Origin of the sequence: Agrobacterium sp. lyk4-40-TYG-31, assembly GCF_030209855.1 — a bacterium.
Lineage (GTDB): Bacteria > Pseudomonadota > Alphaproteobacteria > Rhizobiales > Rhizobiaceae > Agrobacterium > Agrobacterium vaccinii.
Map to the genome: position 1 here is coordinate 110881 of NZ_JARVRE010000004.1, position 12622 is coordinate 123502.

10 protein-coding genes are annotated in these 12622 nt (G+C 59.2%); all 10 read right to left on the minus strand.

Going from position 1 to position 12622, the window contains the following annotated elements; translation table 11 throughout:
* Positions 1–14: 14 nt before the first annotated feature.
* Positions 15–2207: a putative bifunctional diguanylate cyclase/phosphodiesterase gene (locus tag QRN55_RS05840; protein ID WP_284775629.1), complete on the minus strand. Its 2193-nt coding sequence runs from the start codon at positions 2205–2207 to the stop codon at positions 15–17.
* A 202-nt stretch (positions 2208–2409) separates the two neighbouring features.
* A complete protein-coding gene (locus QRN55_RS05845; protein WP_045228324.1) occupies positions 2410–3186 on the minus strand; it encodes a MetQ/NlpA family ABC transporter substrate-binding protein in 777 nt (258 codons plus the stop codon).
* Between the two features lie 24 nt (positions 3187–3210).
* Entirely contained in the window at positions 3211–3879 is a 669-nt protein-coding gene (locus tag QRN55_RS05850) for a methionine ABC transporter permease (RefSeq protein WP_284775631.1), read from the minus strand.
* Entirely contained in the window at positions 3869–4909 is a 1041-nt protein-coding gene (locus QRN55_RS05855; protein WP_284776603.1) for a methionine ABC transporter ATP-binding protein, read from the minus strand. Before QRN55_RS05855 ends, QRN55_RS05850 begins: the two co-directional genes overlap by 11 nt.
* Before the next feature lie 309 nt (positions 4910–5218).
* Positions 5219–5851, minus strand: a complete 633-nt coding sequence (locus tag QRN55_RS05860) for an NAD(P)H-dependent oxidoreductase (protein ID WP_111837497.1) — start codon at positions 5849–5851, stop codon at positions 5219–5221.
* 685 nt (positions 5852–6536) lie between these two features.
* Positions 6537–7847: a xylose isomerase gene (gene xylA, locus QRN55_RS05865; protein WP_233121970.1), complete on the minus strand. Its 1311-nt coding sequence runs from the start codon at positions 7845–7847 to the stop codon at positions 6537–6539.
* 256 nt (positions 7848–8103) lie between these two features.
* The gene (gene xylB / locus QRN55_RS05870) at positions 8104–9558 is read right to left on the minus strand and encodes a xylulokinase (RefSeq protein ID WP_284775634.1); all 1455 of its coding nucleotides are present in this window, start codon (positions 9556–9558) and stop codon (positions 8104–8106) included.
* A 24-nt stretch (positions 9559–9582) separates the two neighbouring features.
* Positions 9583–10608, minus strand: a complete 1026-nt coding sequence (locus QRN55_RS05875; protein ID WP_284775636.1) for a LacI family DNA-binding transcriptional regulator — start codon at positions 10606–10608, stop codon at positions 9583–9585.
* A gap of 445 nt (positions 10609–11053) precedes the next feature.
* Positions 11054–11755 (minus strand): tellurite resistance TerB family protein, encoded by a 702-nt coding sequence (locus tag QRN55_RS05880; protein ID WP_284775638.1) that lies wholly within the window; start codon positions 11753–11755, stop codon positions 11054–11056.
* Between the two features lie 96 nt (positions 11756–11851).
* Positions 11852–12490 carry a 2-dehydro-3-deoxy-phosphogluconate aldolase gene (locus QRN55_RS05885; protein WP_233135325.1) on the minus strand — a complete coding sequence of 213 codons (639 nt, stop codon included), beginning with the start codon at positions 12488–12490 and terminating at the stop codon, positions 11852–11854.
* Positions 12491–12622 lie beyond the last annotated feature (132 nt).

Genomic DNA, 12622 nt, shown 5'->3' on the forward strand with positions numbered 1-12622 from the left:
GACACCGTTGAGGGTTACGAAACCTTCAACTGCCGCACGGGCGCATCCTGTTCGGATAGCAGCGTGAAAATCTGCTCCGGCTGGACAGGCTTCGAGAAAAGATAACCCTGCAATTCATCGCAGCCACACAGTTGCAGAATGGCGGCCTGATCTTCGGTTTCGATGCCTTCCGCCGTGACCGGAATGCCCAGAGACTTTGCAAGCGCCACCGTCGCCGTCAGCATTTCCAGCGAGCGACCGCCTTCATCCAGCGCCTCGACGAGCGATTTGTCGATCTTCATGCGGTTGAAACCGAATTGCCTGAGATAGCCAATGCTGGCAAAGCCGGACCCGAAATCGTCAAGCGCGATGCTGACCCCGGTCTGCTTGAGTTTTTCGATGGCAGTTGCTGCCCGCTCCGGGTGATGGATGAAGTAACCTTCGGTCATCTCCAGCATCACCCTTGAGGGTTCGATGCCGTGTTCGCTCAGAATGGCCTGGACCTGGCTGGAAAATAGCGGGTTTCTGAACTGAACGGGAGAGATGTTGACCGCAAGCTTGACCTGCGGCCAATCCATCGCCGCCTTGCAGGCCTTGCGCAGAACGGCAAGTCCGAGCTGGTCGATGAGGCCGCTGTTTTCAGCCGCAGCGATGAAAATATCGGGCGAAACAGGTCCGTAGCCTGCACGGTTCCAGCGCGCCAGCGCTTCCACGCCGGTAATGCGGCGGCTCAGCGTATTGACCACCGGCTGGAACACGACCTTGATCTCGTCGTGCTCGATGGCATATTTCAGATCGGCCTCAAGCTGGTTCTTCTCTTCCCGGCGCGTGTCCATATAGGGCTCGTAGGCCATATAGCGGCCACGCCCGTTTTCCTTGGCCTCGTACATCGCCATATCGGCGCGGCGCAAAAGCTCTTCGCCATCGATATCGCCGCCCTTCGACACTGCGGTACCAATACTGCAACCGATGGAGGCGACGCGGTCGCCGATCATGAAGGGTTCGGAAAACAAAGCCAGCAGGTCGTCGCAAAGCTGGCGCCCCTGATTGCGGGCATCGGAGCCCTGCACCGCAATGGCGAATTCGTCGCCGCCGAGGCGTGCCAGCAAGGCCTGTTCGGCCACCAGCACCTGCAAAGCTGCAGACACACCCTTGATCAACAGGTCACCCGCGCCATGGCCGAAGGAATCGTTGATTTCCTTGAAGCCATCCAGATCGAGATAGATCAGCTTGACGTAGGAATTGTCTTCTTTGGAGCGCAGCAGCAGTCGCTTCAGACCCCAAAAAAGGCCGGGGCGATTGTAAAGCCCGCTTAGCCGGTCGCGCAACAATTCGCGGCGGGCGCTCGCCTCATCGCTTTTCAGCTTCCTCAGCGCAGTGCAGCCGATAGCGATCAGGGCTAGGAAAAACAGCATGGTGATGGCAATGGCCGCGATGATGCGCGGGCTCACCTCGCGCATACTGATGTCACCCGGCATTTGCGATCGCCACGTGAGATTGCCCAGCACGTTGCCCTGCGGGTCAGCGATGCTGACGAAATAAGCCGGGCGCGCGTCGGCAGGCTGCAACGACAGCCCGTTGATGACATAGGTGTGGGCAAGCTGCTCTACCTTCTGCGCCGTCAGATGACGTGCGAAGATCAGATACCGTCTTTTGGCTTCAGGCACGTCCAACAGGCCGGATTTGTTGCGCACCAAGGCAACACCCACGGCGGCAATGCCGTCCTTTGTGGGCAGAAAGCCCGAAATTTCTGGGGCCTGCCCCAAGGGAGCAGAGCGCACCTTCTGGATCAACCCTGCCAGACCATCGCCAAAATAATCCGAAAGCGACCAGTCCGTCGGTGCACCCTGGCGATAGGACATCAAAATCTGATCGTCCATATCGATGAGGACAGCGGTGTCGAACAATTCGCTGTTGACGGTCATGTCGCCGTAATTGCTGATCAGCCATTCCAGACCGTCAGGCGCATAGGCGAACCGTGCGGCATCGTCCCAGGCGGCGTAATCGTTGAGCGTCGCGGTCAGTTGGTTGAGAAAAGTGGAGAGGGCGCCGGATGTCGTTTCCTGCGAGCGCTGTTCATCCAGCGCGTTGGTGTTCTTGGCGACATCGCCGAGCGCAGACAGAATGAGGACGGTGACGATGACCACGACAACGGCAAGCGCAGACAAAACACCTGCCACGGCGGTGCTCCGGCCGATCGACAGTGTTTTGGCATGCTTATGCGGCATCTAACAGCATCTTTTCTACCCCTGAAGGCTGCATATTCCGCGTCAAGTCTTCAAAAGGTATTAAAAAGCGGTCGGCCCTGTTCGCAATTGTGACGCACTGGAAACAAATGTCTCGGCGTTTCGATTTAGGGCTAATCAGACGTAAAAAAACCTCCCCCACATCAATGGGAGAGGTTGTAAAAAGGGGCAGCGAAAGAGCTGCTTACCAGGACGGGATGACCGTGCCGTTGTACTTTTCAAGAATGAAGCTCTTCACTTCCGGGCTCTGGTAGGATTCGACCAGCGTCTTGACCCACGGCTTGTCCTTGTCCTGCGAACGCACGGCGATGACGTTGGCGTAAGGGGACTTTTCGCTTTCGATGGCGATGGCGTCCTTCTTCGGGTTCAAGCCACCGGCAGTCGCATAGTTGGTGTTGATGACCGAGGCGTCGGTATCATCCAGCGAGCGCGGCAGCTGGGCAGCGTCGAGTTCGACGATCTGGATGTTCTTCGGGTTCTCGGTGATGTCGGCAGGCGTGACCTTCAGGCCAGCGTCTGGGTTGACCTTGATGAGACCCTTGGAGGCCAGAACCAGGATGGCGCGACCGCCATTGGTCGGGTCGTTCGGAATGCCGACGGTTGCGCCGTCCTTCAACTCGTCAAGGCTCTTCACCTTCTTGGAATAGACGCCCATCGGTGTGGTGATGGTGGTGCCGACGCTGACGAGATCGAACTTGCGGTCTGCGACCTGGTTGTCGAGGTACGGCTGATGCTGGAAGGAATTGGCCTGCAACTCGCCATCGGCCAGCGCCTGGTTGGGCACAACATAGTCGGAGAATTCGAGGATTTCGAGGTCGAGACCCTTGGTCGCGGCAATCTTCTTGACCTGCTCCATGATCTGCGCGTGTTCGGCAGGGGTGACGCCGATTTTGATGGTTTCAGCCAGTGCGCTGCCTGCAAACAGGGCTGCGAGCGAGGCGGCGATGATGAGTTTTTTCATGGGTGTCTCCTTTGTTTTGTGTTTTTAGTTTTTGCGGTTGCGCTTGTCGAAGCTGCGGGCAAGGGCATCGCCCGCGCTCTGCACGATCTGGACCAGCACGATGAGAACGACGACGACGGCCAGCATCACATCCGGCATGAAGCGCTGGTAGCCATAGCGAATGCCGAGGTCCCCCAGACCACCGCCGCCGACGGCACCAACCATGGCCGAGTAGCCGATAAGGCTGACAAGCGTCAGCGTCAGCGCCAGCGTAATGCCGGGCTTGGCTTCGGCCAGCAGAACCTTGGTGACGATCTGGAGCGGAGTTGCGCCCATGGCACGCGCCGCTTCGATCAAACCTTTATCGACCTCGCGAATGGCGGCTTCCACCAGACGGGCTACGAAGGGAACCGTTGCCACCGTCAAGGGCACGATGGCAGCCGATGTGCCGATGGAGGTGCCAGCGACAAGCCGCGTGAACGGAATGATGGCCACGACCAGAATGATGAAGGGCGTGGAGCGGGCGGCATTGACGATGAGGCCGATGACGCGGTTCGTCATGGGTGCCTCGAACAATTCGCTCTTGCCGCTGGTGGCCAGAAAAATGCCAATCGGCAGGCCAAGCAACGAACCGACCAGACCCGAGACCGCCACCATGTGCAGCGTCTGGATCAGACCTTTCAAGAGAACATTCAAAATCATATCAGGCGACATAACCGAGGACCTCCGTTGTCAGGCCGGTTTCGGCATAGAACTGGTTGGCACGCGCCGTGACGTCGGACGTTGCCGGATAGGAGACCACCAGCGAGCCGAAAGGCTGGCCGGAGATTTCCTCGATGGTGCCAGCCAGAATGTTCACATCAGGCCCGATGGCTGCGACGAGGCGCGCCGTGAGCGGCTGGAAGGCGGTATCACCGAAGAAGACGAGGCGCACCAGCACGCGATCACCGGGCGCCGCATCCGGTTTCAAACCGGAGGTCACCCAATGCGGCAGCTTCACGCCGACGGCAGAGGAAAGCAGGCTGCGGGTCGTCTCATGGCGCGAGTTGGTGAAGATATCGAAGGTGCTGCCCTGCTCGACGATCAGCCCCTTGTCGATGACCGCCACCTGGCTGGCGATGGTCTTCACCACTTCCATCTCATGGGTGATGAGAAGCACGGTGAGGCCAAGTTCGGCATTGATCTTCTTCAGCAGTTCTAAGATCGATTGCGTGGTCTCCGGGTCCAGCGCCGATGTCGCTTCGTCGGACAGCAGCAGCTTCGGCTCGGTCGCCAGCGCACGAGCAATGCCGACGCGCTGCTTCTGTCCACCGGAAAGCTCTGCTGGATAGCGGTTGGCCTTATCCCCCAGCCCGACGAGATCGAGCAGCGGTCCGACCTTCTTCTTGATCTCGGCTTTCGCCACGCCCGCAATCTCGAGCGGCAGAGCGACGTTGTCATAGGCCGTGCGCGAGGACAGAAGGTTGAAGTGCTGGAAGATCATGCCGACGGAACGGCGTAGCGTTCTAAGCCCTGCCTCATCCAGCGAGCCGACATCCACACCGTCAACGATGACCTTGCCGGAGCTTGGCCGTTCCAACCCGTTGACGAGCCTGATGAGCGTGGACTTGCCAGCACCCGAGCGACCGATGATGCCGGAGATCGAGCCGCGTGGCACCACATAGTCCACACCGGCAAGGGCCGTAAACGAGGTTTTGCTGGCGGGGTCACCGAAGGTCTTGGTCGCGGCTTGAAAGGCGACCATGGGGTCGCTGGCCGATTGACCTGATGACACGGCGCTGGCCGCTGAAATGTCAGATATCATAAATTGCTCTTCGGACTGTATTTCCAAGGTCGAAACCCGGCGGCAGGGAAAACCGCTTCGCTCATGCTGCCATATGGCACATTCGACAACGCATGACGCTCCGGAGCATTAAGTTCAACTTTCCTTATGGAAGCCGGGATCGGCATCTCTGTATCGCAAACATGCCTGTCTGCGATACAGAATTATAGGTATGGTTTTTCAATTATCCGCCAGTAGCGGAAAAATCGACCGCAATCCGCGGCTGGACGATCACTCGACGGTGGAGACGAACTCTTCCAGCGGGCGGCGAACCTTCTTGAGGTTGACCAGCCAGTCGCCCTCTTCCTTGCGATAGCCAAGCGGCAGGATGACGGCAGAGCGCAGGCCCTTTTCGCGAAGGCCGAGGATTTCGTCCAGCTTGGCCGGATCGAAGCCTTCCATCGGGGTGGAATCCACGCCTTCAAAAGCAGCCTGTGCAACGGCCATGCCGAAGGCGATATAGGCCTGACGGGCGGCGTGCTGGAAATTCACCTCGGCATCACGCTGCGGATAGGACGACAGCAGAGACTGGCGATAGTTTTCCCAGCCTTCGTTCTTGAAGCCACGCTCGTCGTTTGTCAGATCGAACATGTGGTTGATGCGGTCTGCTGTGTAGTTGTCCCAGGCAGCGAAGACCAGCAGATGCGAACCTTCGGTGACCTGTGCCTGGTTCCAGGAAATTTCCTGAATCTTGGCGCGTGTTTCCGGGTTGGTGACGACGATGATTTCGAAAGGCTGCAAGCCGCTCGATGTCGGCGCCAGGCGGGCGGCCTCAATGATGCGGTCAACCTTGTCTTGCGAAACCGACTTGGAAGGGTCCATCTTCTTGGTGGCATAACGCCAGTTCAATTTCTCAATCAGCATAAAATCTCCTTGGGCAAGCCTCAGAACATGGCACGCATGCGCCATGCCGGGCTATCCGTAAAACCCAACACACATAGGTGATGTTGCGGTGCACACAAGAAGGCACAGACGAGTAACCAAGCAAAATCCTCACCGGCCCGCTCCATTCAAGACAGCGGGCCGGGGGATCAGGCATGTCCGGCAAATGCGGTAAGCATTGGCGGATTATGGTCTAGGTCTTGCATTTGCCGGACCCATTACAACTGCACGTCACGGTACCTATCGGAACGCCCGGTCCCTTGCCTGGCCAGTGGCAAGAGGTGGGTCCACGGAAACGGCTCTTTTGTTAAGCAACCGCTTGTCGATACCGGCCTTCGAACCGCCGGGATGCCGCGCGTTGCACCCCTTTGTTTCGAAAGCACTGGGATTATGCGGGAGGGTTGGAGGCCATGGAGAAAAAAATTTGAGAAATATTTTTATTTTTTTGTGGGGTTGGTTTGGCGATAAAATGGAGGCTTTTCAAGCATAGGCCTCGCCCCACTCTCCGTCATTCCGGCCTTGAGCCGGAATCCAGCATCGCCGCGTCTGCGGCGCGAAAGAGTCTTTTGCGATCAAGGACTTGATCGCACTGGACCCCGGCTCAAGGCCGGGGTGACGGAGAGTGGGGCGGGGAGAGGAAGTGCCTGCCACGGCGGCAGGCGACACCTTAAACGTAGCGGTTGACCACGTTTTCCAGATATTCCTGACGACCGGACTTCGGCTCCGGATTGATGTTGTCCCGCTCGACCATGGCCGCGATCTCATCCAGCTTCAGCTCGCCGCGCAGCAGCTTCTGCGCATCTGCCGAATCCCACTTGGCGTAACGGTCTGCCAGCGGCTGCGACAGGGCCTTGTCTTCGACCATCTTGGCCGCAGCCTTGAGGCCACGGGCGCAGCAATCCATGCCGCCGATGTGACCGATCAGCAGATCTGCTGGGTCGAGCGACTGGCGGCGCAGCTTCGAATCGAAGTTGGTGCCGCCGTTCTTGAAGCCGCCGCCTTCCAGCACGTGGTAATAGGCCAGCGCCATTTCCGGCACGTTGTTGGGGAACTGGTCGGTATCCCAGCCGGACTGGTAGTCGTTGCGGTTCATGTCGATGGAGCCGAAGATGCCGAAGGCGTTGGCCATGGCCAGCTCATGCTCGAAAGAGTGACCGGCGAGGATCGCGTGGCCCTGTTCGATATTGACCTTCACTTCCTTGTCCAGCCCGTGCTTTTGCAGGAAGGCGTAGACGGTGGCGACGTCGTAATCATACTGGTGCTTGGTGGGTTCCTGCGGCTTCGGCTCGATGAGGATCGTGCCTTCGAAACCGATCTTGTACTTGTATTCCACCACCAGATTGAGGAAGCGGCCAAGCTGATCGAGCTCGCGCTTTACATCGGTGTTGAGCAGGGTCTCATAACCTTCGCGACCGCCCCACAGAACATAGTTCGCGCCGCCAAGTTTTTTCGTGGCATCCAGGCATGTCTTCACCGTCGCTGCCGAATAGGCAAATACATCCGGGTCCGGGTTGGTTGCTGCACCGGACATGAAGCGGCGGTTGGAAAACAGGTTGGCCGTGCCCCACAGAAGCTTGACGCCGGTATCGGCCTGCTTCTGGCCAAAATAATCGACGATCTCGTTGAGATTCTTCGTGTTTTCCGCAAAGGTCTTGCCTTCGGGACGCACGTCGGCATCGTGGAAGCAGTAGAACGGCGAGCCCAGAAGCGAGAAGAATTCGAAGGCGACATCGGCCTTCAATTTTGCCGCCTGCATCGTATCTTCAAACCATGGACGCTCGAATGTCTGGCCACCGAAGGGGTCGCCGCCTGGCCATGTGAAGGTGTGCCAGTAAGCCACCGCAAAGCGCAGATGCTCTTCCATGCGCTTGCCGCCGACGATCTCATCGGGGTTGTAATGGCGGAAGGCCAGCGGGTTGGTGCTGTCTGGACCTTCATATTTGATTTTCTGGATGTCGCCGAAAAAGCCTGTGGTCATGGTTCTCTCCCTGGTTTGCATAGTGGTAAAATAGTGAAGTGTTCTTAGGTGATATTCGCTTATGTTGGTGGGTGGGGCTTACCCCCCTCTGCCCTGCCGGGCATCTCCCCCACAGGTGGGGAGATCGACTCGTTGAAACCTCTCGCCCCATCTTGAAGCCTGCGGATAGAGCTAGGAGCAAGCGTCTAGCCGATCTCCCTCCTTGTGGGGGAGATGTCCGGCAGGACAGAGGGGGGTGAATCCCACCCGCCGACCATCAATGCGAAAGCGTCCGGATCGCCGGATAAAGCGCCCGATAACGCCCATAAGCCTCCTCATAGGCATCTCCCAGTGCCGCCACCGGCTCGATCGTCTCCTCCGTTTCCGGGTGCGAGCACACGGCAACCGGGTCTGCCCCGGTTGCCGCAATCAACCCAAGCCTTGCGGCACCGAAGGCCGCACCGAAGTCACCCTCCGCTGGAATATCCACTGATACCCCGAGCGACGTGGCAATGGAGGCCAGCCAGTAGCGGGAGCGCGAGCCGCCGCCGATGGCGGTGACGCGGTCGATCGATGTGCCTGCGGATTTCAGCGCTTCGAGATTGTCCCTGATGGCAAAGGTCACGCCTTCCATCACGGCTTGCGTCAGCGCCTTGCGGTCGCTTTCGTGGGACAGGCCAATGAAGGAGCCGCGGATGGCGGCGTCGTTGTAGGGCGTGCGTTCACCCGAGAGATAGGGCGCGAAGGTGACGCCTGTGGGCGCCTTCAGCTCGTCGCCCAGTTCGGTGGAGAGATCGCCAGCGGATTTGCCGGTGATCCCAGAGTACCAGTTCAGTGCATCGGTGGCCGAGAGAATGACGCCCATCTGGTGCCATGTGTTGGGCAAAGCGTGGCAGAAGGCGTGAACGGCGCTTTCCGGCTTGGGCAGATAGGAGGCGTTAGCGGCAAACAGCACACCGGATGTGCCGAGCGACACGAAGGCATGGCCTTCCGAGACCGTGCCCATGCCGCAGGCCGATGCCGCGTTATCACCTGCGCCACCGGCTACCACGACCTTGCCGGAGATGCCCCATGAGGAGGCAAGTTCGGAGCGCAACGTTCCGGCTTCATCCGTACCTTCGACCAGCGATGGCATATGTTTTTCGTCAAGGCCGGTGGCCTCCAGCAATTCCGGCGACCATTTGCGCGCGCCGGTATCGAGCCACGAGGTGCCTGCGGAGTCGGACATCTCAGAGATATATTCGCCCGTCAGCCAGAGACGCAGATAATCCTTCGGCAGCAGCACCTTGGCGACCTTGGCGAAAATTTCCGGCTCGTTGTTGGCGACCCACACCAGCTTCGGTGCGGTAAAACCGGGGAAAACGATGTTGCCGGTAATCTTGCGGAAGCGCGGATCGGCGTCGAGTTTTGCTGCCTCGGCATAAGAGCGGGTGTCGTTCCAAAGAATGCAGGGGCGCAGCACATCGCCCGCCGCATCCACCAGCGTTGCGCCATGCATATGACCGGAAAGGCCGATACCTTTGACGGCGGCCAGCTCCTTGGGGTGCTTCGCCTTCAGACCGGCAATCGCCGTTTCGGTTGCGGTGATCCAGTCCGCCGGGTTCTGCTCGGACCAGCCATGGTGGAGGCGTGAAACGTCCAGCGCGCCATTGGCCGAACCGATGACGTTTTGATCGCCATCGATCAACAGCGCCTTGACGCCGGATGTTCCCAAATCGAGACCGAGATACATGTTTCCTCCAGTGCTATGTCAGTGTCAGGGGAGATTATCCCGCAAGAATATGTCGATACGAATGCGCTCCTGCGCCTCGATGACCGCAAGGCCATCGGCGCGGGCTTTCAGCACCCTGATAGCGCTGCGCACCTCGTGGCCCGCATCCTGGTTCAGCACCGCATCCAGCACGCCTTCGCGCAGGGCATTGGCGGTGTTTTCGGTCAGTTCATGGGCGATGATGCAAGGGGACGATGGCTGGCGCGATGATTTCAGCGCCTTGATGAGACCGCGATTGCCCGCGCCCAGGCTGTAAAGACCGAGCAGGTCAGGATTGGCATTAAGGCATTCCGCCACCAACTGCTCCACAGTTTCGGGGTCATCGCGCCCCTCCAGAACCGGCAGGAGGTGGAGATCGGGGAACTCTTCTGCGATCACCGACTGGAATCCGGCCAAGCGTTCGCGGTGATCCTTGACCAGCATCGAGCCTGCCAGCACGGCGACATCGCCACTGCTTCTCGGCAGAAAACGCCCCATCAAGCTGGCAGCGGTGCGGCCTGCGGCGGCATTGTCCACACCGGCGAAATGGTCGCGTCGGGAGCCGGTGATATCGGAGACGAGCGTCACCGCCACAATGCCGCTATCGGTCAGCCGATCCACCGCCTCCACCACATCCTGCGCATCGATAGCGACGAAAGCGACGCCGGACGGCTTTTCCAACCGCGCCACATCCAGCGCCTGGGCGAGCGCCGCCGCATCGAAGGGTGGCACCTCGATGATGCGGATGGATGTTCGTTCGACGTAAGACCGAGAAGCGGCCGCCCGCACCTCGGCACGCAAGCCCGCCATAAAGGAATTGTCGTTGTTGGGCAGAATGAAGACCAGTGCATAGCTGCGCCCCTTGGCCAGGTTGGCGGCAGCCATATCGCGCACATAACCCAGCTCTGAAATCGCCGTTTCCACCTTGGCGCGTGTCAAGGCATGCACGCCCGGACGCAGGTTTATCACCCGGTCGACGGTCGCAAGGCTGACGCCCGCTTTCGACGCGATATCGTGAACTGTCGGCTTCATGCATCCTCCGGCCATGGTCCATAGAGGAGTTTTTGAGGTACGTAAATCAAAAAATGACGTACGTACCTCAACAGCGGTGTCGTGGTCTTGTCTTTCGGGGTTATGGGTGGTGCTTAATCGTTGGAACTCATCGTCGCTCGCAGCGAAAAAGCTTGCGCCAGCTCACGCCGCAAGGTCGGGACAGTCCTTGGAGGCATCCATGCCGACGATAATGTCCTTCTTATCCCATCCTTGCCCAAGCAGGCTTTGCTCGCGCACGCGGGACTGGCGGCTGCTCTGGGACGATGGAACGGCGGATGCCCAAACTAGGCTCTGCTAGGGGGCCTCGGCCTCCCCGGGGCTTCTCTCTATCCGCCACCGCACTTGGGCAGTACACACCCAAATGACGGTGAAGGGAGGTTATAAGGGGAGGGGAAGCCTACTCTGCCACCCACATAAAACGCTATTACTGCTTAGCAGCCGAAACCGTGGCCTCGATATGCTCCACCAGCGCATCCGGCAGGCCAAGGCGTCCGGCCAGCAGATCCAGATATCCGCGCTCGGCGCGGCTGTCGGGTTCGATGGTCAGGCGCGAGGCGGTATAGAGTTCCACCTTCTGCTCTTCGGTCTTGGCGGCGGCGACAAGTGCGTTGATGTCCAACGGATCGGCCAGTTCCTTTTCGATGAAGGCACCTGCTTCGCTATCAAGCTCGGAGACCTGCACCTTTTCCATGATGCGGGCGCGTTCAGCCTCATCGATGTGGCCATCGGCTTTGGCAGCCGCAATCATCGCCTGCACCAGTGTCAGCGCAAAATTGTTGGAGAGGGTTTCAGACTGCGGGTGAAAGGGGGAGTCCACCGGTGGCGGCAGAAGTTCCTGGGTCGGCCGCGGTTGCTGCACCGCCTCTGGCTTCTGGCCAGACTGGTAGTTCTTGTAAGCGAGATAGCCGAGACCGGCGATGGCGGCGATGCCGCCAACCGCTGCTGCGTTACCTGCCAGCTTGCGACCGGTCTTGGTGCCGAAGATGGCGGCGGCGATGGCGCCGGCCTTCATCGGATTGTTCTTCGCGATCTGGGTGGCCTGTCCAGCCCGATCCCGCACGCTTCCCGACAGGCCCGGTACATTGGAGCCCAAAAACTGGTCTAGAAGCTTTTTCGCGTCGAACATTCAAATCTCCTGTTTGTTGAATATAAACAGGAGATAGGAAGTGCTGACACGAATACAAATGGCAGGTGCGTTCACGCCGTCGTGAACGCCTCGACCTTAGACGGCAAGCGCTGCCGCTTCCGCTGCAAGCTTGGTGATGCCATCCCAGTCGCCCGCTGCAATCAGTTCCTTCGGTGCAACCCAGGAACCGCCAACGCAAACGACGTTCGGCAGCGACAGGTAATCCCTGGCATTCTTCAGCGAAACACTACCCGTGGGGCAGAACATTGTGCCTGCCAGCGGTGAGGACAGCGCCTTGAGGTAAGGGGCGCCACCGGCCTGTTCGGCGGGGAAGAACTTCAGAACCTTGTAGCCCTTGTCACGCAGATGCATGACTTCGCTCGCCGTCGCAGCACCGGGCAGCAGCGGAACCTTGGAACCCTTGGCGGCTTCCATCACGCTCTTGTTGATGCCGGGGCTGACGATGAAGGTCGAGCCTGCCTTGGCGGCGGCTTCGAAATCCTTGGCGTTGAGAATGGTGCCCGCACCCACATGCGCGCCTTCCACCTCATCGGCAACAGCGCGGATGGCGTCCAGCGCAACGGGCGTGCGCATGGTTATTTCGATGGCTTTGAGACCACCTGCCACAAGAGCGCGCGCCAGCGGTACGGCAGAGGCAACGTCATCGACGATGAGGACAGGCACCACCGGCTGGAGTTTCAGGATGGAAAGCAGCTTTTCGGAATCCTGGGCCATGATGGTGTCTCCTCTATTGAATCGATTGAATTTCGCACTCAATTACCGCGCAAAGCCTGACGTGTCGAGGCAAAACGAAATATTTCAGTTTGATTGCTTTTTCATGACAACGTCATAGGCTAGGGTTGCCGA

Excerpts from the sequence above, each read along its gene's own strand:
- QRN55_RS05875 (WP_284775636.1), bottom strand. The coding sequence starts at position 10,608 with ATGAAGCCGACAGTTCACGATATCGCGTCGAAAGCGGGCGTCAGCCTT.
- QRN55_RS05855 (WP_284776603.1), bottom strand. The coding sequence starts at position 4,909 with ATGGTCGCCTTTCAAGCCGCGACCAAGACCTTCGGTGACCCCGCCAGC.
- QRN55_RS05850 (WP_284775631.1), bottom strand. The coding sequence starts at position 3,879 with ATGTCGCCTGATATGATTTTGAATGTTCTCTTGAAAGGTCTGATCCAG.
- xylA (WP_233121970.1), bottom strand. The coding sequence starts at position 7,847 with ATGACCACAGGCTTTTTCGGCGACATCCAGAAAATCAAATATGAAGGT.
- xylB (WP_284775634.1), bottom strand. The coding sequence starts at position 9,558 with ATGTATCTCGGTCTCGATTTGGGAACATCCGGCGTCAAGGCGCTGTTG.
- QRN55_RS05885 (WP_233135325.1), bottom strand. The coding sequence starts at position 12,490 with ATGGCCCAGGATTCCGAAAAGCTGCTTTCCATCCTGAAACTCCAGCCG.
- QRN55_RS05840 (WP_284775629.1), bottom strand. The coding sequence starts at position 2,207 with ATGCCGCATAAGCATGCCAAAACACTGTCGATCGGCCGGAGCACCGCC.
- QRN55_RS05880 (WP_284775638.1), bottom strand. The coding sequence starts at position 11,755 with ATGTTCGACGCGAAAAAGCTTCTAGACCAGTTTTTGGGCTCCAATGTA.
- QRN55_RS05860 (WP_111837497.1), bottom strand. The coding sequence starts at position 5,851 with ATGCTGATTGAGAAATTGAACTGGCGTTATGCCACCAAGAAGATGGAC.
- QRN55_RS05845 (WP_045228324.1), bottom strand. The coding sequence starts at position 3,186 with ATGAAAAAACTCATCATCGCCGCCTCGCTCGCAGCCCTGTTTGCAGGC.